A 22946-nucleotide genomic window follows, 5' to 3' on the forward strand; every position below is an offset into this window, starting at 1 on the left:
CGCAAATTCTTAAATTAACAAGATGATCATCAATTGTGCGGCAATGATTCTGAGAATCATGACTAACGGATAAACGGTTGCATAGGCGATCGAGACAGCCGGAGAAGGGCTAAGTCCGTTAGCGAAAGCCAGGGCCGGCGGATCGGTCATGCTGCCGGCCAACAAGCCGCATAGCGATAGATAATTCAGCTTAAAAAACAATCGTGCAAAAAAACCGACGAGCAGCAACGGCAATAGCGTAATCAATGCCGCGCAGGCCATCCAATAGAAACCGTCGCCATGAATGAGCGTTTCGATGAATCTGTCGCCGGAATGAAGGCCCACTGCGGCGAGAAATAAAACGATTCCCATATCTTTGAGAATAATGTTCGAGCTTTTCGGCAAATGCCAAGTCATCGTGCCCCAATTGCCGATGCGGCTCAATATAATCGCGATAATCAAAGGTCCCCCGGCCAGGCCTAATTTGACCGCCGAAGGCATGCCGGGAATCCAGATCGGCCAACTGCCGAGTAAGATACCAAGGCCGATGCCGATGAAGATCGGCACGATTTGCGGATGATTCAAAGTTTCGAGCGAATTGCCCAGCAGTTCCTCGAGGCCTGCCAGGCCTTCCTTGCTGCCGACAGCCAGCAACTCGTCGCCGAAATGGACGTGCATCGCGCCGGTCGGCGTAAATTCCACATCAGGCCGATGTATTCTCGATATCGTGACGCCGAATAAAGCGCGAAGTTGAGCGATCGATTGTCCGACGGCCTTTTTGTTAGTGACGACGAAACGGCCGGTGTGAAGGTTACTGCTTATATCATGAAGATTGACGATAGCCTCCGGGCCGATCAACATTTTTAGTTTTGCCAATTGTTTCGGGCTGCCGACTAGACGAATCGAGTCGCCGGTATGCAGTCTGCTGTCAATTGAGGCAACATGGACTTGCCCGTCATGAAGTATTCGAGTTACCACGACGCCCATTGCTTCGAAAAATGAAATCTCGCCGATCGCGATATTATTAAGATTCGGATTTTCGACCGTTAGATCTTTCCAGACCGGTGCTTGAGCATTGGCCCGTTGAATACGCGAGAACACATCGGCTTCGTGCTGAATCATCACGTTGAAAACCCGCTTGATCAGAAGCATGGATAAAATGATGCCGATAATTCCGAACGGATAGGCGACCGCATAGCCCATGCCGGGGAGTTTTAAGGTTTCGGCGTCGATCATCGGTAAACCGCCTAAGACTTCTTGAGCCGCAGCAAGGGACGGTGTATTGGTCGTCGCGCCCGAAAATAAACCGACTATCGCGGCAATCGGAATATTTTCGATCAGCCCGATCGACACGGCCGTTAGGGCGCCAAGCAGCACGATCGTCGCGGCCAAGATGTTTAACAATATGCCGTGATGATAAAACGCATGAATAAAGCCGGGACCGACTTGAAGTCCGATTGCATAAACGAACAGAATAAGGCCGAATTCTCTCAAAAAATACAGGATTTCGGAGGAAATGGTGACCTCGAAATGGCCGAAAGCCAATCCGGTAAACAATACGCCTGCAATTCCTAGGTTAAAGTTGAATAGTTTGAGCCGGCCTAGGGCTAGCCCCGACGCGGAAACCAGACTGATGACGATTAGGCTGTGCGGGACCGATTCCTCGCTGATGAGCTCGATAAACCAATTCATAGAAAACGAATGACTCCCTTAAATGCTTGACTAAAAAATCGGTTAAAGGCATGGGGTGTGACAGGCGAGGAGCCTATTTAATAAATTTTTATAGTTATACCTTTCACACTTCAAATTTCGGTATTGTTTAAGGGGACGCCGGGGTGTTAGGTCGATTTTTGCTCCTGCAAAATCGACATTCACGCCATCCTTGGCGATTGCAAAGGCTTTGCCAGCATGGAGCTGGCATAGAGCCTACAGAGACGTATTCACGGCGTCCTTTGACGTGCACCCCGGTACCGAATTTTGATCTACGATGGGTATAGTTGGAGGCTTGGCGTTAGTTTGAATGTTACCGGCATTCTCGCAAAACAGAACTTATGTTGGCCTATTATTAGAGGACTGCCTTTTAAGATGGCGGTCGACAAATAAAATTTGCCGAAGTCGAACAGGGTTTACTCTTCATCTTCGTAAATTTCATCGCCTCGATAAGCCTGTTCGATTTTGTTTCGGATGGAAGGAAACAAAAAATATTTTTCGTAATAGAGTCCTAAAATAATAACGGGTACCGCGATGAATACCGAGCGTCCGACTTCGCCTTCCACTGCAATCGTTAACCCTGCCGTTAAAAATAGAAAAAAACCGATTAAATAGAAGCGAATTCCGAGTAGCGTTCCGGTTAGGAGCATGGTATGAGCAAGAATGATATGAATAATCAAACCGGTTGCTTCGGTTTCGATAATGCTGGCATGCCAAAGTAGCATGATTAGCATTACCGCAATGAAAGCACTCAGCCAAAAAATCGCTTCGTATTTTAGAAAATGCGGTGTATCTCTTCCGCTTTGCAGTGCGGCGGCTTTTTCGCTAATAACAGAGCTAATAAAAAAAATCGGCGTCATCGTCAACCAGTAAAAAAGCACCGCTCGTTCGGATAAGTAGCCGATCAGGTCGCCGATAAAACACAATCCGATTAGGCCTAGAAAAATAATTTCATTGAGATAGATATTCCGGATAATGCCGTCAATATTCCAAGGGTTTTTATGTCGGCTCATAAGTGCGTTCCTAACGATTAGAGTAGTCGCTAATATACGGCAAAATAGGGTTTTTAAAAACATTGTCTGCGATAGCGGTAATAGTCAACATAGCTGACTTTTACCATCGAGCAATTTGATGTGATCATTTGTTCGACAGTTGCGGATATTGTCGACTGTCAGTTTTCGCACAGTCTAACTCTGACTTCCCAGTAAGCGTCGAACAAAATGGCCTTGTCATAAAATCCGCAAACATGACCGCGCGAAGTATATGTAAAAAGCCGATTGGGCGTTAAAATGGCCGGCCGGTCCGAAATCGTTTGTGAAAAGCTGCTCACCGGCATTTGCCGTTCTTCTCTATTCGAGGCCTCTGAATGAATCTTGAAGTATTTTTAGCGTTGTTTAGCTTGATGCTAATTTCGTTGGGTGTATACATGGCGGCGCAAAAGGCCCGCATCCCTTATACCGTGCTGTTGGTGATCGTCGGTTCGTTATTGGTGCCCTTGTCGCGGGTCGAAGCCTTCGCGTTTATCAATAGTTTCGAGCTGACGCCCGAGTTGTTGTTTTTCGTATTTTTACCGATTTTGATTTTCGAATCGGCTTATAACATCAAAATCGGCGACATGATTAACAATATCCGGGCGATCAGTTTGCTGGCGATACCGGGCATGTTGGTGTCGACTTTTTTTATCGGTATCGCCGGTTTTTATGTGTTCAGATGGATTGGCTTTGAAGTGCCGATTATCGTGACCTTGTTATTCGGCGCGATCATATCTTCGACCGATCCGGTCGCCGTATTGTCTTTATTCAAAGATTACGGAGCGCCGAAAAGGCTCACGTTGATTTTCGAAGGCGAAAGCTTGTTTAACGACGGTACCGCGTTCGCTATTTTTTTGGTTTTTCTTGAAATTTTACTGCATGGTTTTGCCGGATCGACTTCGATTGCGAACGGTTTTTTGAATTTTTTTATCATGCTGTTCGGCGGAATTTTGTTCGGCTTGTTAATGGGTTTTGTATTCGCGAAACTGATCGAATGGGTCAAAGGTCATGAGCATTTAGAAATTACGCTGACGTTGCTGGTTGCGCATTTTACGTTCATTTTGACCGAGGTGATCTCCGAGCATATTGTGTTATTCGGTCAGCAGCTTCGCTTCTCATCGATTATCGCAACCTTGGTCGCGTCGATGGTGATCGGTAATTTCGGCCGATTCAAAATGTCGCACGGCGTCGAAGAATACATGGAAAAGTTTTGGAGTTATTTCGGGTTCGTAACGAATTCTCTGGTTTTCATATTAATGGGTTTATTGTTCGTCAAACAATCGATCGATTTGCATGTTGCTATTCTGCCTATATTACTGGCGATTGTTGTCGTGATGCTGGGGCGCGCGTTGTCGATTTATCCGTTGCTGGGTTTGTTGAATCTGACTCGGAAGGAAGAGCCGATTCCCGTTTCCTGGATGCATTTGTTGTCCTGGGGTAGTTTAAGAGGGTCGTTAGCGGTCATCATGGTCTTATTGATTCCTGACGATGCGACCTTGCCGGGTTGGACTTATGACTTTTCGGTTAAGGATTTCGTTACCGCAATCACGATCGGTTGTATTTATTTTACCTTGTTGGTCAAGGCGACCACGATCGGTAAAGTGATGCACGCGCTCGGTATCGACGCTTTGACGGATTATGAAGAAGTCAGTTATTACAAAGGTAAGGCATTGATATATGATGAAGTCTTGAGCTCTCTGGAACGTTTGTTTCAAGATAGAAAAATCAGCGAGGAACAATACCGGACGATGCGCGACAGTTATCAGCGGTTACATGACAAGGCTTTGAGCGAATATAAAGGCAAGTTTCCGAATGCTGCGGAATTGACTGAGAAGTTACTGCGTATTTTTGTGTTGGGCATGGAAAAGAGCGAATTGAAAGAAATCTATCATCGCGGTGACATTAATGAGAAAGTTTATAAAAAAATTCTCAATTTGCTGGATATTCAAATGGCCCGTATCGAAAAAGGGCATTCTCAGTTAAATAAATTGGACGAGAAGTTTCCGGTGGACGGAATAGAGCATCTGATCAATGGCGTGCGAAGATTGTTATTTTTGTCGTCGCAGAATTTGCAGCCTCAAGAGCTTTATATTTATTACCGGACTCAATATCAAATGCTCGAAACGGTGGTCGGGAGGTTGGAGGGTTTACAAAATACCAGTCTAGGCGAGATTTTCGACGACGCCGATGCATTGTGTCGAACTATCGATCTATACAAAGCCTTGGCTGCGAATACAAAGCAAAACCTCGATAAGATGATTGAGTCGAATTACGAATTGTTGACGGATTTCAATTCGATTAGCGGGCAAAAAACGCTCGACGCCCAGCAAATGGAGACGCTGGCCAAGTTGAGTAAAAACGAGATAATTAGCACGAAGCTTTACATCATGCTGTTTAATGAATTACGGGATGGGAGGAAATAGGTGAGATGAAAGGTGAAAGATGAAAGGTGAAAGATGAAAGGGGAAAGGGGAAAGGGGAAGCGAATTAAGATTTAAGTTAGGAGCAGGCCGTAATTCTTAATCGGTCGCTATTGTCAACTTTGAATAATTGTTGAACCGAGCCTTGTTAATTAGTATCAATGAAAAGAAGGGAGTTTTTATATCGATTGGGATGTTATCCAGCTAATTTTGCGGAGAAGATCATGAGACGAATCTATTTTTTGGTTCCGGATATTGCTACCACGCATAAAATTGTCGATGAACTTATGTCCGAAGGCATCGAGGAGCGCCATATTCATATTTTGGCTAAACGCGATACGCCGCTCGAGGGGTTGCCGGAAGCGGGCGTGACAATAAAAACGGATTTTCTTGCGGCAGTCGAACGAGGCGCGGCGCTGGGCGGTTCGACAGGCGTGCTGGCGGGGTTGGTGGCATTGCGGTTTGCCGGTTTTGCGATTGCCGGTGGTCCTTTATTGGGCGTACTTTTGGCCGGCGCGACCATTGGCTCTTTAATGGGAGGGCTTTCGGGGATGAATTCGGGTAATTCTCGCTTGAGGCAATTCGAGCAAGCTATCGAAGCAGGGCAATTGTTAGTGTTGGTCGATATTAATAAAAATGAAATTGATGAAATTAGGCTGTTGATCAAAAAGCACCATCCAACCGCCGAGTTCGAAGGCATTGAGCCAATTTTGCCTCCTTCTTACTGAAAAATCATTCAGCTTCCTGATTAGCAAGTTTCTTCAGCTAAAGCCCAAAAACCAGCAGTGGGTAGGCTGGAGGATCACCACCAGCCCCCCGTTGCCGCAAGAAGGTTAATTCCCTCTATTTACCATCGTGTCTCTTTCAGACAATGGGCGGCTCCGCCTAGATTGCCCTCGAAAGGGAGTCATTGTATTTGCTATGCAGGTTCATGATAGAACGCCCTGAGACTCAACAACCCTTTATTCTTAAAGTGCTTCAGACGTAGACGCCTGTTATCGGTCTTCCATTTCCTGTTAAACTTCATGCACCGTAAGCGAACTCGAATCCACTTGTCCAATTCCGTAAACAGATAACGATTATGAGAGAACGGCGTTGCAAAATAATTTGCCGTCCCTCGTATCACCTGATTAACCCGCATGATGCGGTAACTATCCAAGTTATAGGAGCGACAGGTCAACTCCCGGATTTTATCTTTGAATTTCTCTATGGACTTTGGGCGCATCGTGACCGCCCTTGAGCTAATATCAAACCCCAAGAATGCAAAACCCTCACTAAATGTGGTGACCTGCGATTTCTCAGGGCAGAGTTTCAACTCAAGATGCGTGTTTAAAAACGCCCCGACAAGAACCAATGCCTCTTTTGCCTGTTCCTCGGATGGGCATAGAACGACAAAGTCATCCGCATAACGCACAAAGTTCAAGCCATGCTCATGCAGATGCCAATCCAGATAGTTCAGCGCAATATTTGCCAACAAAGGCGAAATGACACCGCCTTGCGGCGTGCCGATCGTCGTTGGTTTAAAAACGCCGTCTTCCATGACGCCAGACCTAAGAAACCGTTCAATAATACCCAGAATATTCCCATCAGCGACCACATTGGATAGCCCCGTCATGATGACATGGTGCGGGATGTTATCGAAAAATCCCGATATATCCGCATCCAGCACATAGCGATTGCCCTCGCGCCAGATGTCCAGCACCCGTTCAATGGCCTGATGACAGTTCCTATTTGGCCGAAACCCACACGAGTTTGGATGGAACAAAGGCTCGAACAACGGTTCCAGCAGTTGCCGCAAGACATCCTGCGCAATCCTGTCACGGACCACGGGAATGCCCAACGGGCGAAATTTCCCATTCCCTTTGTCGATACGCACACGTTTGAGCGGATGCGGAGAAAATGTCCCCCGCGTTTTTAAATCGCTCAACAATGCTTGCAAATTCTGTTCAAGATTCGCCTCGAACATCACAATGCTTTGCTTATCAACGCCGGCAGCGCCCCGGTTACGTTTGACATTAAGAAATGCCTTGCGCACCCGTTCGATGGTTATTCTGCCTGTTAAAGAATGATGTTTAATCTTAAGCGGTTTCACTAACATAAAGACAACCTGATTTACCCCTCATACACTAACCAATACCTTGCCAACGGTCGTGCCGTGGAAGGCGTTTCTTAGCGACCGTCGGGTTTTCCAAAAGAGGAAGGACAGACCATTTTGGGGTCGTAGCCGACGGACTAACTTTCTTCATGGAAAAACCATGACAACGTATTTCTAACAACGGAGTCTTCTATCACCGCGCAATTGCGTGGCTACACCGAAGACGCTGCCATCCTTAAAGTGCTCAGTTTGGGGAATCTCACACACCAGCGCATAAACCCGCCATTTCGCCATAAACTTATAGGCGGGCATTACTCTTGAAGGGGTTAAAATCAAGAGACGCCGTAGGACTTTCATCGGTCAGTACCAATAACCATTATGTCTGGGCGACAACAGCAAGCACCCCTAATAGCCACTGAGAATAACCGTATAAATCCCAGTGAGAGAAGAAAAAAAAACTCCCCAGTGTTTCAGGCGGACATAGACCCTGACACCTGATTCGAGGCTGAAACCTGCCACCTCCCTGACTATGCTTGCCTGGCTCCTTCAACGCCACCAGTTACCTGAGTGACCCTAACTGCGTACCCCGTCTAAGACGAGTTCGAGCAAGCATTTCTGTACAAATACGGATTCGCACAGGTAGGATTAGACACATCGCAACGTTCCTGTCACGATAGGTCGCACCGTTTAAGACTGAGCCGTTGGTACCTGCGACTCACACATATCCCTAGCAGGACGGGGTTTGCAACCCCGTCCTAAACGTTTTGACTTTGGCCGAAGTTAGCCGAAATGTTTAGGGCAAACCGAAACGTTGGGGACGGGTTAAATAACCCGTCCCGCAGAAGTGGCTACGACTGGCCACTGCTCGGACAATTGGCTTCAGCAAGCTGAAGCATCTTGCTAATCAGGTTCAGCTTTGCGTGGATTCTTCGATAACGGTAAGCAAACCCCGCGCCTCGGCAGAACGGGGTTTGCAATCCATATGCATCAAGCTAAAAATGGCCAACCCGCATCCCGCTCTTTCCCAGGCCCTAGCAGGACGGGGTTTGCAACCCCGTCCTAAACGTTTTGACTTTGGCCGAAGTTAGCCGAAATGTTTAGGGCAAACCGAAACGTTGGGGACGGGTTAAATAACCCGTCCCGCAGAAGTGGCTACGAATGTCCACTGCTCGGACAATTGGCTTCAGCAAGCTGAAGCATAAATTGATGAAATTAGGCTGTTGATCAAAAAGCACCATCCAACCGCCGAGTTCGAAGGCATTGAGCCGATTATGCCTCCTTCTTACTGAAATATTATTCAACTTTGCGGGGATGCTTCAAGCCTACAAAGTACCTTCAATAAGCTTGAACGATTTTCAGTATAAAGGGATAAGCGCCAACTTAAGGAAAGAACGCGTCATTCCGTCAGGGATTGGCGGAATCCAGTGCCAAGGATGGCAATGCGTAGCTTCACATTCATGTGTCCTGGATATTGACAACCCAACTGATTTTTTTAGGAGAATCGGAATTCGAGGTTATGAATGCATAAAAAGTATCGATTCAATGCTTTTTTGATATTTATTATGTTGTTGAAATATAAGTAATATAATTTTTTTAAAGAGTATTTTAAGTTTGTTTTTAGGGGCGATTGCTTTGCATCGTTCTACAACTTATTGGATAATGGCGGCTTTTGTGCAAGCGAACTCTATTTCTCCTTGCGATTCTCCTCTCGTCAATTAGGATATATTCTGTGAAGAAAATGTTGCCTATCCGATTTATCTCTTTACTATTGTTTTCTTTCTTATTGCCGGTGTCCGCATTCGCTTCGGCCGCAGGGCACGAAATACTCAATTTGACCGATCATGGGGTCGGTTATTTTGCATTGTTGATTTTTGTTTTTGCTTATGCGCTGGTGATTCTCGAGGAACAATTACACTTACAAAAATCCAAGCCGGTTCTACTGGCTGCAGGTATTATTTGGGCGATGATCGCCGCCGTTTATGCATCGCACGGTTTAAATGAAACGACCGAAGAAGCGTTGCGCCATAACTTTTTGGAATATGCCGAGCTATTTTTCTTTTTGTTAGTGGCGATGACCTATATCAGCGCGATGATAGAGCGGGATGTGTTTCAGGCTCTGCATTTTTGGTTGGTTTCGAAAGGCTTCAGTTATCGGCAAATGTTTTGGATGACCGGTATTCTGGCCTTCTTTATTTCGCCGATAGCCGATAACCTGACTACCGCGCTGATTATGTGTACCGTGGTGATGACGGTTGGCGCAACCAGACCGGAGTTTGTCGCGATAGCTTGTGTGAATATCGTCGTGGCAGCGAATGCCGGAGGCGCATTCAGTCCGTTTGGCGATATCACGACACTGATGGTTTGGCAAAAAGGCATCATCGAATTTTCCGGATTCTTCAAGCTATTTATTCCTTCGGTAATCAATTTTGTCGTGCCTGCCGCGATCATGCACTATTTTATTCCGGTGGGTTTGCCGGCCTTGCCCGAGGAAGATAGCGCCGAGATCAAACATGGAGGCTTAGTCATTGTCGGTTTGTTCTTAATGACTATCTTAACAGCAGTATTATTTCATCAGATTTTGCATTTGCCGTCGGCTTTCGGCATGTTGACCGGTCTTGGGTACCTGAAATTTTTCGGTTATTACCTGCGCATGAAGCATCGCCGCGAGTTTTCCAGTTTCGATTCGGTTCCGGGCAGCGAAGGGCAAGGCAGCGGTTTTAATGTGTTCAGCCAGATCGCTAAAGCCGAGTGGGATACGCTGTTCTTTTTCTACGGCGTCATCATGTGCGTCGGCGGCTTGGGTTTCATCGGTTATTTAAGCATCGCTTCGGAATTCATTTACGGTGAATTGGGTGCGACTTACGCGAATATTATCGTTGGCGTGATGTCTGCGATTGTCGATAACATTCCGGTCATGTTCGCGGTATTGACGATGAACCCTGACATGCCCGAAGTGCAGTGGCTGTTGGTAACGTTGACCGCTGGTGTCGGAGGCAGTTTGTTGTCGATCGGTTCGGCGGCAGGTGTTGCGTTGATGGGTCAGGCACGCGGCAGTTATACCTTTTTCAGTCATCTGAAATGGACACCCGCGATCGCATTAGGCTATGCGGCCAGTATCGGCGCGCATATGCTGATTAACGGTTGACCTATAGTTTCCCTTAGAGATGCAAGCTAACGCTTTTGTTTCGCTTCGACACATTAAGCGCGCTATACCCATCGTAGATCAAAATTCGGCACCGGGATGCACGTCAAAGGACGCCGTGAATACGTCCCCTGTAGGCTCTAGCCAGCTCCATGCTGGCAAAGCCTTTGCGAGCGCCATGGATGGCGTGAATGTCGATTTTGACAGGGAGTCGCTATTTTTGCGAAAGAATTTTCCGGGCATCCTGCTTGAAAAATCAGCAAAAATTACGCGACTGCTAATGCCTTCGGCGGCCCCGATTCGCCCTGCGTCCGTGCCACTACGCCACATCCTCGTATACTCGATGCGGCTCCGTAGCACTCCCGCAAATGGCTTTACGCCGTGTCGCGATGCCTTGTATTTTGCCTCCGCCTGCGCTATTCGCGCAGACTCCGGCAAAACACCCGGCGCTACGGCTATCGGGGACTAAAAATCTTCACTTCGCTAGCGCTCCGTTTCCAAGATTTTCAGCGCAGGAGCGAAAATCGACCGAGCACCCCGGCGCCTCCTCAGGCACTGCCGAAATTTGAAGTGCGAAAGGTATACATTTGGTTTGCATCTCTGCCGGAGTAAGCATTAAAAAAATCCGATGATCATGGCCTGAATCGCTCTTTCATCGACACCCTTGACGCCGTATTTGTTGTACCAATGCGAATATTCGGTGCCGATGTAAACCGTGTCCTTTTTCCAATTGGCCAAATTGCCGATGTCGACCAATAACTGCGGCTGTGCCAGAATGTTGAAGTTTCCCGATGTATTGGTATTTCCGGTTCTGAAGTCGGTAAAACCCCGAAATTTAAAGTCCACACAGCCTATCGAAAAGGGCAGGCTCCACACCGGTGTAAACTGCAAGCCATAGCGACTGCTCACATCGTCCGCTTTATAGACGGTTACGTCGAATTGCAGATAATCGAATAGACTGTTCGCCAGGTCGAAGCTCAAGCCGAACATGTAGGCTTTAAAGTGGTCTTGTGCCGGTAGATTGCTGATGTTAAGGCCTAGCGCCAACGAAATGTCCTTGATCGGACCCAATGTCAGATTGAGCCCGGTTACTTTATTCCAACTTAAATAGGTGTAGACTTCGGCATAGACTTCGGTGCCGACATCGTTGCGAGGCATGATGTCGACAAAGAAAAAATTGGTTCCGTATTGCCAGCCATGGGCATGTTCGACCGTGATCGTCGTGCGTTTCGGCTCGCCGAATTCGAAATCTCCTCCATACAACAACTGAACATTGCTCGCAGTCCAGTCGATCGCGTGAACAGGCAGGGCGCAACAAAGTAGCAGCACAGACCAATGCGCTGCTGCTTTTGCCATGTTACTTCCAAATGCTGATGATATTCGTGAAATCGTCGGTCCAGGGCCGCATGCCGAAATACAACGGCATTTTTTCCCAATTTCCGAGCCGACTGGCGATGAGCGGGTTCAATATCTTCTCGTCTTTCGCCATCACGACCCAATCGGTAGCCGTGACCAATGGAATCGAGCCGTCCGTTTTAAATTCTTGGATCAATGCGGCTAATTGCATTTGTTTGGCATGGTCGGCCAGCACTTTTTTCAAGGCCAAATGGCGATTGGTGATATGAAACGCCAAAATACCATTCGGTTTAAGTTTTTCGAAATACAAATCGAGTGCTTCGCGTGTCAATAGATGGGTCGGTACGGCATCCGAGCTGAATGCATCCATGATCAACAAATCGAATTTGTGGTTCGGTTCTTCCGCCAGCGATAGGCGAGCATCGCCGATATTATGGGTCAAATTGCGGGCGCAACGTTTCAGATAAGTGAAATAGTCCGGGTTTTCGGCAATTTCGACGACCAACGGGTCGATCTCGTAAAAAGTCCATTGCTGATTATCCTTGGCGTAACAAGCCAATGCGCCGGCGCCGAGGCCGACCGCGCCGACGACCCAATCGCCGTTTTGTTCGTCGTAACTTTTAAATAACTGACCCATCGGTCCGGGGCGGCTGTAATAGGTCAACGGAACGGTTTCCAAATGAGCTGCTAAGCGTTGCGCGCCGTGCTTGGTCGTGCCATGAAACAGCTCACGGTATTTTTCCGGACGGTTTTGTTCATCGAGTAAAACATTTTCACGCACCGACAGTACGCCAAAAAAGGTTCTATCCTGAAAAATCGTGTTGGACACCAAACCATGCAAACCCTGCGTGAAGAAGATTAACGTTCCCGCGAGCAAGGCCAAAGATAAAGGCTGATTTCTGAACGCATAAGTGAGACCGGCCAATAGAATCAAGGCTGTGCCGATCGTGTCCAGATATTGCAGTAGATCGTCGACCGTTAAATAGATGATCAATCCGCAGGCAATCACGATGGCCGGAAAAACGGCTTGCATAGCCCAGCGATAACCGGTCGAAATATCCAGTCCGGGACGCAGCAGTAATGCCGCAATGATCATGATTGGATATTCGTAAACCGCGTTGAAAACGAACGGCGCCACAAAGGTGTTGAACATGCCGCCGAGCATGCCGGCGAACGACATGATCAAATAAAAGTCGGTCAGATGGCGCGTGTGTGGGCGGAGTCTGGCTAGTTCGCCGTGACAAACCATGATTGCCAGGAAAAAGGCGGTCGAATGCAGCGCTAAATCAAGCCAATAGGGCAAGATTGCCGGGTTGATGAACGAATAAGCGATAAACGGCAGCAATATTACCGGCTGCAGTGCCGTCATGACCGGATGTGTTTTGAGGTTCCATTTCGAAAACACGATGATGAAAGACAGCAAATAGAGCGTTAGCGGAATGATCCACAGCAGCGGCACCGATGCGATATCGGTGCTGATAAAGTTAGTCAAGCCTAATAGCAAGCTCGACGGAACGAAGGCCAAGACGAGCCAATGCAGGCGGGTTTTGTTGTCGAGCTCAGGGGACAGCAGGATGTCTTCCTGTGCCGATGCGTCCGTTCGCGGCTTGTTTTGCCACAAGCGCCAACCGCAACCGGCAATCATCAAACATAAGATTGCATAGCCTCCGCTCCAAGCGATTTGTTGCGAAGCCAGTCCGATATTCGGTTCGATCACAAACGGGTAGCTTAATAAGGCCAACAGGCTGCCGGCATTGCTTGCGGCATAAAGATAATAAGGGTCGTGACTGGTGTGGTGGCCGACTTGCGCGAACCATTTTTGCAACAGCGGCGCTGTGGTCGAAACGACAAAGAAGGGCAGGCCGATCGCAAGGAATAGTGTGCCAAGCAGCCATAACGTCGGGTTGCTCTCGGTTGGAGGCGAAAGATTATCCGGCAAGGCAACCGGCAATATCACCAGACTGATGAATAGGACGGCGGCATGAATCTGAAGCTGTCGCCGAGTATCTTGGCGTGTCGATAAAAAGTGCGCATACATATAACCTAGGAATAGGATGCTTTGATAAAACACCATGCAGGTATTCCAAACCGCGGGCGTACCGCCCAATTTAGGCAAAATCAGCTTGCCGAACATCGGTTGTAGGCTAAACATCAATGTGGCGCTGGTGAATAGCGTCGCGGCGAAAAGCAGAATGAGCGAGAGCCTGCGGTCTTGTAAGGAGAGTGACGGGGTGTTCATTATTATTATCGGCTGTAAGAGTATGCTGTTTCGAGTGCGCTATGATAAAGCATTTTCAATGGAATTGGGGTGTTGGTCTTAGCAATGAAGTTGGTTTGCCGGCCCGGTGTATGTCTTGATGAGCAGAGTCAATATACGCCACATTGCTAATCAAATTTTGGTAACAATAGACATCTCAATTCCGAAATTTGTAGTGTGGATAGTTTTAATTTAGGAACGAGCATGAAATAACTTCGACAAATGCTGAAAGGGGGTTCGGTGGCTCGTTTGACAGGCGTCGGCGGCAAGGATAGCCGCCGTCGAGTCTACATGGATGTATTCACGGCGTCCTGTCAAGCGAGTCGCTGAACCTCCACAGTGCCTAAAACTTGTAGAAGTAAATTTGTGCATATTCCTTAGTCATTTTTATCAAGAAACCATGACAAACTTTTAAGAAAGTTTTCTGCGTCGGCAGCTGGTAGGGGCTTGCTGAAATAGAATCCTTGCACGTTATCGCAGCGGCTTGTTTTGAGAAAATTCAATTGATTTTCACTTTCCACGCCTTCCGCCGTAACAGCTTTACCTTGAGCATGCGCTTTATTGATGATCGATATGACGCTGTCCGCATTTTCGATATTCACAGGTAGAGTGCGAATGAGTGCGCGATCGATTTTGATGGTTTGCACCGGAAGGGAATCGAGCCGCTCCAAAATAGGCGAGTCGGAACTGATATCGTCTATGGCAACCGAAAGGCCTGCAGCATTGAGTTGATCGATGATATCAACGGCATGATCGATATTTTGCATGATCGTACTCTCTTTAATCTCAATTTCCAGCCAGTTCGGAGTTACTCCGAAGTTATCGATATCGCGTAGAATTCTTTCTAACAAACTCTGTTGTTGAATTTGATTGATCGAAAGATTAATGCTGATTTTGGCGGGTCTAAGGTTTATTTTTTCCCAAGCCAGTGCCTGACTACAGACCTGCCTGACGACCCAATCGGTAATTTTATCGATTAAACCGGCTTTTTCGGCGAGCGGTAAAAATTCCGAAGGCGATAAGATGCCTTGTTCGGGATGATACCAGCGGACTAAACTCTCGAAACCGATTATGTCGCTGTTGATTAATGAATGTCGACTTTGATAATAAATCAAAAAGTGACCGTTCATGCCTGGATTTTGAGTATTTTCCAACGAGCTTGCTGAGGTTATCCGGCTTATTCGCAAGCAATGTTTAACGGTTTTCGCCAAGTCTTCGGTCAGTTGTTCTGAGCTTATGAAAGCCGGTTGCATGTCCTCGGAATAAAAGGCATAACCTAATTTTTCCTTCTTGGCGTGATACATTGCGGTATCGGCATGATTGATTAGGCTGTCGCCGTCGGTGCCGTTGTTCGGATACACCGAAATACCGATACTGCTTCCGACAGTCAGCATTTGTTCGCCGATGTAATAAGGCTGTTGCAAGACTTTAATGAGCTTGTCAGCGACCGATATGGCGGCTTGGGCATCGGAATCAGGTAGAAGTATGACGAATTCATCTCCGCCCATGCGGGCCGCAATATCGGAGTCGCGTATGGCCGACAGTATTTTTTGCGCCGTTTCCTTAAGAACTTCGTCTCCTGCGGCATGACCGAGCGTGTCATTGATCGATTTAAACTTATCCAGGTCAAGATAAAATAGCGTAATCGAAGCTTTATTCCGGTGCGCAAGATTGATCGCTTGTTGTAAACGATCGGCAAATAAGCGACGGTTGGCCAAACCGGTCAGATCGTCATAATAAGAAAGCGATGTGAGTAATTCATGCGTTTCTTTACGCTCGGTAATATCGTGTGCAATACCGTCGACGCCTATGCATTGGCCGTTTTGGTCAAATACGGGCGAGTCCATGACTTCAAGCCAATGAATATAACCATTGCTATCATAAACCTCGACTTCGTAAGGCGGTTGAGGCATGCCTTTTAAGCATAAATCCGTGTTTTTATCGATATTTAAGTTAGCGGGGTTGTCGGTCAGGAAAGCGCGGTGATTGACGATAAATTCCTCTACGTTATAGCCGAGTATCTTACTGACCGAGGGACTCACATAGGTCAATAACCCCGAACGGTCTTGGCGATAGAAAAAATATTCGTGGCGCAAATTCTCGACCAAACTACGGTATTTTTGTTCGCTGGCTTTAAGTTCGGCAGTCCTTTGCTCGACCAAGTTTTCCAATTCGTTTTGTAGATTGACTAACTGTTGATTGACGAGTAACACTTCATCCTTGGATTGCTCGATACGGCGATTTTGTCTGCGGACTTGAATAATCCATAGCAGCATAATGAGCAGTACCAGTGCGAATGCCGCGACAATTTTTCCGATCAGCACATAGTCGGTGACTACGGTTTCAACTTTGGGAACCCATTTTTCGAAGATCGCCTGTTTTTCATCGGAGCTGAGCGAGTCGAGCCCTTTTTGTAATATCGAAGCCAATTCCGGCCAATCTTTACGTATCGCGATGCTTTCGTTTGCGCTGTTGTGATCGTAGAAAGCCGCTATATTAAGGTCGTTGAGTTGGTGTTTATCGATTAAAAAATGACCGGTTCCGGTAAAAGTGATTGCGGCATCTGCTTGTCGATTCGCAACTGCCTTAAGCCCTTCAAGGAAAGATTCGACTGCGTGTATTTTGATCGAAGGAAATTCTTCGCGAACTCGATCGATATATTGGTAATTGTTGACCAGGGCAATTTTTTTGCCGGCGATATCGGTGCGTCGCTTGATGGTGAAATTGTCTTTTCGGGTAATGATGACTAGCGATTTGTTGAGATAGGGTTGAGTAAAGAAAAACCATGTGCGACGCTCCGGTCTATTAACCATTGTTGCCACGACATCGGTTTGTCTCGTTACGGCTGCTTCGTAAACTCGGCTCCATTCGGTATGCGGATAAATTTCGAAGTCAATGCCAAGGCGTCGACTTATCAGGCTAATGATTTCGACGGCGACACCTTCAACAATACCTTTTTCATTGACAAAGCTAAAGGGTGGAAAGTCTCCGTCGAAAGCGATTCGGATCTTTTTATGTTTTTCCAGCCATTTTTGCTCTTTCGGGTTTAAAGTTATGCTACGTATCGGTTCGGAAGCCTTATCGTTTGATATATCAGCAGCAACCGACGGTATCGACAAAAAAAGAAAAATGAAGGGAATGATCAGCTGCACAATGGAATACATGAATGATTGTTAATACGGAATCGCTATTTGAGTGGAATTTTCTAGATTATAGTTGTTTTTGCCTTGAATAACTGCCCATTTATGACTTTATGGCTGGATTGCCATGAACCGAATGCTTTGCCTAACACCCCGGCGCCTCATCCGGTGATGCCGAAATTTGAAGTGCGACAGCTATAGGCTAAATGTATGACAGTTGCGGTCTACAATAGGGGGGTAGACAATTTAGGCTTTGATTGCTACGCTTTAGTTTCAATATCAAGGCAACTCAACAATCCCCATGCTTACATCCAATCGTATTCTGATTGTCGATGACGTCATCGATAACATTCGTGTCGCCATGAACTTTTTAAAGGAAGACAATTACGATCTTTCGTTTGCCGGCAGCGGAGAAGAAGCGTTACGGTTGATTCGAGATAATCCTGCGCCGTTCGATTTGATTCTGCTGGACATTATGATGCCGGGCATGGACGGCTTCGAGGTTTGTCGAATTTTAAAAGCCAATCCGCGCTATCAAGATGTGCCGATTATTTTTTTGACCGCCCGTGTCGATGTCGATTCGATGGCGAAAGGCTTTACCGTCGGCGGCGTCGATTATATAACCAAGCCTTTTCATGCCGATGAATTGTTGGCGCGCGTCAAGACGCATATCGATTTGTTTCATGCAAAAAAAATACTGCGCGAACATAATATCGCATTGGAAGCAAAAGTCGCCTATGAGCGGGTCCGCTTACTTACGGAGTTGGAAGAAAATCAAAAAGAAATGATATTTATGCTGACCGAATTAATGGAATCGACTTCGGATGAAACCGGAAAGCATATCAAGCGCTTGTCCGAGATTTCAGCATTGCTGGCTAAATATCATAAAAGCCTCTCCGTTCACGATATGGATATGTTGTATCACGCCTCCCCGATGCATGATATCGGCAAGATGATGATACCCAAGGAAATATTGAATAAGCCGGGGCGATTGACCGAGGACGAATTTAATGTCATCAAGTCGCATACCACTAACGGTTATCAATTACTATGCCGTTCGGATCGAAGAATCATTAAATCCGCCGCCGTCATCGCTCACGAACATCATGAGAAATGGGACGGTAGCGGGTATCCGCGCGGATTGAAGGGTAACGATATTCATATTTACGGCCGAATCGTCGCCTTAGCCGATGTGTTCGATGCGTTGACTCATGTGCGATGCTATAAAGCCGTTTGGAGTCGCGATCGGGTTGTCGATTATATTGAGGGACATCGCGAAACGCAGTTCGACCCGGAGTTAGTCGACATTTTCTTAGACCATGTCGATGATTTTTTTGCAATTGCCGATTTGAAGTGAGTGCCGGTTCAATGCCGTTTATGGTCGTAAAAACCGGTATCGTTATCCTATGGTGCTTCCTTTATCTATTTTTAAGGGGGGCGCACGCAGCAGCAGACGAATCGGCGCTAGACTCGGATTCGGTCAGTATTCAATTACGTTGGGAACATGGTTTTCAGTTTGCCGGTTATTATGCGGCTATCGAGAAAGGTTTTTACCGGGACGAGGGGCTCGAAGTTCAGTTAAAAGAAATCGATTATTCGAAAGACTTCGTCAAGCAGGTCCTTGCCGGAGAATCGGAATACGGCGTAACCGATAGCACTTTGCTGATCTATCATTTACAGGGCGATCCGGTCGTTCTGATCAATCAATTTTTTCAACATTCTCCGCTGGTATTCATCGCCCGCCGCGAATCGGGCATCGTCAGTCCTTATGAAATGATCGGCAAAAAAGTCGCGCTCGACTTATCCAGCCGGGGCGATGCGGCGCTGAATGCGCTGCTGCTGAAAACCCTCGGCGATCTGAATAAAGTTCAACGGATCAAGGCAACCGGAGCTTCCTATCAGGATTTACGCGACGGCAAGATCGATGTCGTTACCGCCTATGCGACTTCCCAACCGTTTCTTCTAAAAGAGCAAGGGGTTGAAGTCAATGTCATCAATCCGCTAAATTACGGAATCGATTATTACGGAGACAATTTATTCACTACCCGCAATGAAATCATCGAACATCCCGAGCGAGTCGAAAAAATCAGCCGGGCGACGACCAAAGGTTGGCAGTATGCGCTCGATCACCCGAAAGAAATCATCGAGTTGATTATCGATCGTTATAACCCTAAGCTTTCCCGCGCTTATTTGGAGTACGAAGCGCGCATGACCCGGCAGATGATTATTCCCGAGTTGATACAGTTGGGCTCGGTCGATCCAAAGCGTTATCGTTTGACGGCCGAGGATTACCAACGTTTGGGATTTGTCGAGCACAGCCTCATCGAGGATGATTTTTTTTACCGTTTGCCGAATGCCGAAACCGGTCCGGTACTGGCTTTTTCGGCGAAAGAGAGAGCCTGGATAAAACGTAACCCGGTGGTCCGTTACGGGGGAGAGCGGGATTGGGCGCCTTACGATTTTGTCGATCGTAACGGTGTTCATAACGGCTTGAGCCGGGATATATTGCAATTGATCGGGCAATATACCGGACTGACTTTCGAAGCCGAGATCGACGACTGGAATAATCTTCTGCAAAAGATCCGGCAACGGGAAATCGACTTACTGCCATCGCTGTATTATTCCGACGAGCGGGCCGACTATATGCTTTTTACCGAGCCTTATCAGTGGATGTTGGATTATTTTTTCATTCATGAAGATGTCCAAGCCAAGTCCTTGGCGGATTTAGCCGGTAAAACGATCGCGATACCGAGAGGTTTTTTGCATGATGAAACCATAAAAAAAATGTTCCCGGAACTGAGTATTCTCGAAGTCGAGGATCTGATGGGAGCTTTGCAAAGCGTTATTGAGAGAAAAGCGGATTTACTGGTCGATGCGCATTCGGTTATCACTTATTGGTTGAAACGTAATGCGATAACAACAATTCGGCCGTTTAAGGTATTGCCTCCTGGCGAGGCTCAGCAATTGCACATGGCGGTTCGTACGGATTTGCCGGAATTGCATTCGATCTTGAATAAAGCGCTTGCGGCGATTCCCGAACAGGAGAAGCAGCAAGTACAAGATAAATGGTTCGGTGCCAGATTCAAGGGACAAACGGTCGCTATGACGTCTTACGAGCAAAAATGGCTGGCCGAGCATCCGGTCATTCGAGTTGCCGCCAAGAGAAATAAGTTACCTTATGAAAGCGTCGATCGTCAGGGTCGATATATCGGCATGGCGGCCGACTATTTGGCATGGATCGCCAAAATACTCCGTATCGAGTTGGACATTATTCCGCTTGAATCGTGGCGCGAAGCCAAACAAAAAGTCGAACTCGGCGAAGTCGACATCATGTTTGAGGCGCTTGATAGTTTAGACGATAAACGCTTGGTTCTTACCGAATCCATATTCAGTAGCCCCGTTGTAATCGTGATGGGCGATCGAGAGCCCTATGTCGATAATATCCGGGAAATCCGGCATCGTCGATTGGCGATCGTCCAGAGTTACGCCTATGCATCGACCATTGCCGATCATTATCCGGAAATCGATTTTCACTATGTAGATTCGGTCGCCGAAGGTTTGACTGCGGTTTCGACAGGCAGCGTAGACGCATTGCTTTGTACGCTGGCGGCAGCCGGTTATCAAATTGCAGACCAAGGCATCCATAATATCCGCATCGTAGGTAAAACCGAATTTACCAGCGATCTGGGGTTCGCCATTGCACAGAAACAGGCGCAACTGGCACCGCTTTTTAATCGTGCCTTACATACGATCGGACCCAGCGAACATCAGAAGATACGCGATACTTGGGCAAGCAAAAGTATTGCCGAGAAAATCGATTATCGGTTGATCGCATGGATCGTTGGGGGCTTTTTGCTGATATTGGCGTTCGTGTTTTTTTGGAACCGGCGTTTGGCCGACGAAGTAGTCCGGCGTAAGCAGAGCGAGCAAGAAGCCGCATTATTAAACGAACGGCTAACGCTTGCGGCCGGAATCGCATCGATCGGCGTTTGGGAGTTGAATTTGACCGGAGAACCCAATTTGCTGTTCGACGATAGGATGTTCGACATATACGGCCTACCCAAACAGCCGAGTCTTGCCTTTGCCGAATGGATAGCACGTATCCATCCGGAAGACCGGTCGCTGGTTCAAGGAGTGATCAGTCAGTTACACCTGCGCGATGATCAAGCTCATAACGAATATCGGATCATTCGTCCGGACGGTATCATTCGCACACTCTACAGCGGAAGCCGGATTACTGGCAACGAAAATAATCCGGGGAAAATCATTGGCGTGAGTTGGGATATCAGCGAGCGCAAAAATGCTGAAATCGCGCTGGCTAAAGCCAAGGAGCAAGCGGAGTCGGCAAACCAAGCCAAGTCCCGTTTTCTTGCGAACATGAGTCATGAAATCCGAACGCCGATGAATGCAATTATCGGTTTTACCGATTTGCTCGACGAGCAAATCAAGGAACCCCATCTCAAATCTTTCGTGAAAACGATCAAAACCGCTGGACAAAACCTGTTGGCATTGATCAATGATATTTTGGATTTATCGAAAATCGAGGCCGGTAAACTCAGTATCGAAAAGCAAGCTTGCAATCCGCATGAATTATTTACCGAGCTAGGCGGAATTTTTACGATGAAGATGCGAGAAAAAAATTTGGCATTGATTTTAAATGTCGATCCCGCAATTCCACGCAGCTTGGTGCTTGATGCCGCGCGTTTGCGCCAGGTGCTATTCAACTTGATCGGCAATGCCGTCAAATTTACCGATCAGGGCCATATTCGTTTGATTGCGCGTACCGCTAATGAAGACGATATTCGCAGTCGATTGGATTTATGTATCGATGTCGAGGATACCGGTATCGGAATTTCACAGGAACATCAACAAGTCATTTTTCAAGAGTTCGAGCAATCGGAAGGGCAGGATATTCGGAAATACGGCGGTACCGGTTTGGGGCTAGCGATCAGTCGACGTTTGGTCGAAATGATGGGTGGCGAGATTACTGTTGCTAGCCGTTTGGGCGAAGGCTCCATATTTACCGTCAGACTTTACAATGTCGATATCGCGTCCATCGACGAATCCGAACAAATACCAATCGGGACGAGTCATCAAAAAATCCGGTTTCACCCGGCAACGGTTTTGGTCGTCGACGATATCGAAAATAATCGGCGTTTATTGCAAGAGAACTTTTCCGGAACCGCTTTGACTGTCTTGACGGTCGAAAACGGGCTTGATGCCGTTGACTTGGTTAAACGGCAGCCTGTCGATTTGATATTGATGGACATTCGTATGCCTGTAATGAGCGGCTACGAGGCGGCCGAGATAATAAAATCGTTTAGCGATACGCCGATTATCGCGTTGACCGCGTCGGTTATGAAAGACGAATACGATCGGGTAAAAACCGCGCACTTCGACGCTTATCTGAGAAAACCGATATTGAAAGCCGACTTGATTGAAGAGCTTGCGAAGTTTTTACCGTTCGATAGAGACGAGACGGCACAAGTCGAGCCATATCCGCTCGTATTAACGACGGAGCAACAGGCTGTCTTGCCCGAAGTACTGGCAGCCTTGGAAAAATTAAGTCCGCAATGCGAGCAGGCAGCGTTCAGTAATAACATATCGACTATGAAAACATTTGCCGAAAACGTGTCGGCAATCGGCGAGCGTTACCGGTTTACCCCGGTCCTTGACTACGCCGAACGTCTCGAGCGGCATATCGATAGTTTCGATATTGCCGAAATTAAGCAAGGATTGAATGAGTTCTCGGCTTTACTCGAGCAATTGCGGGATTCGTAAGGTATTGCACTTGTTAGTTGAATCCGCGTTTCAAA

11 protein-coding genes are annotated in these 22946 nt (G+C 47.2%); 5 read left to right on the top strand and 6 right to left on the bottom strand.

Annotated elements, in window-relative coordinates:
- Nucleotides 1–9: 9 nt before the first annotated feature.
- Both EQU24_RS09280 and EQU24_RS09285 read right to left on the bottom strand, forming a co-directional pair.
- Entirely contained in the window at nt 10–1671 is a 1662-nt protein-coding gene (locus tag EQU24_RS09280; RefSeq protein WP_017839767.1) for a putative transporter, read from the bottom strand.
- Between the two features lie 434 nt (nt 1672–2105).
- Entirely contained in the window at nt 2106–2702 is a 597-nt protein-coding gene (locus tag EQU24_RS09285; RefSeq protein WP_014148855.1) for a hypothetical protein, read from the bottom strand.
- Nucleotides 2703–3055: 353 nt separating this feature from the next.
- Between EQU24_RS09285 and EQU24_RS09290 the strand changes: the two genes are divergently transcribed.
- On the top strand, nt 3056–5143 hold the full coding sequence (locus tag EQU24_RS09290) for a cation:proton antiporter (protein ID WP_017839765.1): 2088 nt from the start codon (nt 3056–3058) through the stop codon (nt 5141–5143).
- A 221-nt stretch (nt 5144–5364) separates the two neighbouring features.
- Nucleotides 5365–5868 carry a glycine zipper family protein gene (locus EQU24_RS09295; RefSeq protein ID WP_017839764.1) on the top strand — a complete coding sequence of 168 codons (504 nt, stop codon included), beginning with the start codon at nt 5365–5367 and terminating at the stop codon, nt 5866–5868.
- A gap of 191 nt (nt 5869–6059) precedes the next feature.
- On the opposite strand, the gene ltrA is transcribed toward EQU24_RS09295, so the two are convergent.
- Nucleotides 6060–7238 carry a group II intron reverse transcriptase/maturase gene (gene ltrA / locus EQU24_RS09300; protein WP_017839828.1) on the bottom strand — a complete coding sequence of 393 codons (1179 nt, stop codon included), beginning with the start codon at nt 7236–7238 and terminating at the stop codon, nt 6060–6062.
- A gap of 1735 nt (nt 7239–8973) precedes the next feature.
- On the opposite strand from ltrA, the gene nhaD reads away from it, so the two are divergent.
- Nucleotides 8974–10380 carry a sodium:proton antiporter NhaD gene (gene nhaD / locus EQU24_RS09310; protein WP_017839762.1) on the top strand — a complete coding sequence of 469 codons (1407 nt, stop codon included), beginning with the start codon at nt 8974–8976 and terminating at the stop codon, nt 10378–10380.
- A 612-nt stretch (nt 10381–10992) separates the two neighbouring features.
- On the opposite strand, the gene EQU24_RS09320 is transcribed toward nhaD, so the two are convergent.
- The 3 genes from EQU24_RS09320 to EQU24_RS09330 form a co-directional block, all read right to left on the bottom strand.
- Nucleotides 10993–11733, bottom strand: coding sequence for a DUF5020 family protein (locus EQU24_RS09320; RefSeq protein WP_017839759.1), 741 nt, complete (start codon nt 11731–11733; stop codon nt 10993–10995).
- A gap of 1 nt (nt 11734) precedes the next feature.
- Entirely contained in the window at nt 11735–13972 is a 2238-nt protein-coding gene (locus EQU24_RS09325) for a spermidine synthase (RefSeq protein ID WP_017839758.1), read from the bottom strand.
- 395 nt (nt 13973–14367) lie between these two features.
- Nucleotides 14368–17154 carry a bifunctional diguanylate cyclase/phosphodiesterase gene (locus tag EQU24_RS09330; RefSeq protein WP_017839757.1) on the bottom strand — a complete coding sequence of 929 codons (2787 nt, stop codon included), beginning with the start codon at nt 17152–17154 and terminating at the stop codon, nt 14368–14370.
- A 277-nt stretch (nt 17155–17431) separates the two neighbouring features.
- Here EQU24_RS09330 and EQU24_RS09335 point away from each other — a divergent pair, with 277 nt between their 5' ends.
- Complete coding sequence (locus EQU24_RS09335; protein WP_017839756.1) at nt 17432–18487, top strand: HD-GYP domain-containing protein; 1056 nt, start codon at nt 17432–17434, stop codon at nt 18485–18487.
- A complete protein-coding gene (locus EQU24_RS09340; protein WP_017839755.1) occupies nt 18484–22911 on the top strand; it encodes an ABC transporter substrate-binding protein in 4428 nt (1475 codons plus the stop codon). Before EQU24_RS09335 ends, EQU24_RS09340 begins: the two co-directional genes overlap by 4 nt.
- Nucleotides 22912–22946: the final 35 nt, after the last annotated feature.

The organism is Methylotuvimicrobium buryatense, assembly GCF_005931095.1.
GTDB lineage: Bacteria > Pseudomonadota > Gammaproteobacteria > Methylococcales > Methylomonadaceae > Methylotuvimicrobium > Methylotuvimicrobium buryatense.

Excerpts from the sequence above, each read along its gene's own strand:
- nhaD (WP_017839762.1), top strand. The coding sequence starts at position 8,974 with ATGTTGCCTATCCGATTTATCTCTTTACTATTGTTTTCTTTCTTATTG.
- EQU24_RS09285 (WP_014148855.1), bottom strand. The coding sequence starts at position 2,702 with ATGAGCCGACATAAAAACCCTTGGAATATTGACGGCATTATCCGGAAT.
- EQU24_RS09325 (WP_017839758.1), bottom strand. The coding sequence starts at position 13,972 with ATGAACACCCCGTCACTCTCCTTACAAGACCGCAGGCTCTCGCTCATT.
- ltrA (WP_017839828.1), bottom strand. The coding sequence starts at position 7,238 with ATGTTAGTGAAACCGCTTAAGATTAAACATCATTCTTTAACAGGCAGA.
- EQU24_RS09335 (WP_017839756.1), top strand. The coding sequence starts at position 17,432 with ATGCTTACATCCAATCGTATTCTGATTGTCGATGACGTCATCGATAAC.
- EQU24_RS09330 (WP_017839757.1), bottom strand. The coding sequence starts at position 17,154 with ATGTATTCCATTGTGCAGCTGATCATTCCCTTCATTTTTCTTTTTTTG.
- EQU24_RS09290 (WP_017839765.1), top strand. The coding sequence starts at position 3,056 with ATGAATCTTGAAGTATTTTTAGCGTTGTTTAGCTTGATGCTAATTTCG.
- EQU24_RS09295 (WP_017839764.1), top strand. The coding sequence starts at position 5,365 with ATGAGACGAATCTATTTTTTGGTTCCGGATATTGCTACCACGCATAAA.
- EQU24_RS09320 (WP_017839759.1), bottom strand. The coding sequence starts at position 11,733 with ATGGCAAAAGCAGCAGCGCATTGGTCTGTGCTGCTACTTTGTTGCGCC.
- EQU24_RS09280 (WP_017839767.1), bottom strand. The coding sequence starts at position 1,671 with ATGAATTGGTTTATCGAGCTCATCAGCGAGGAATCGGTCCCGCACAGC.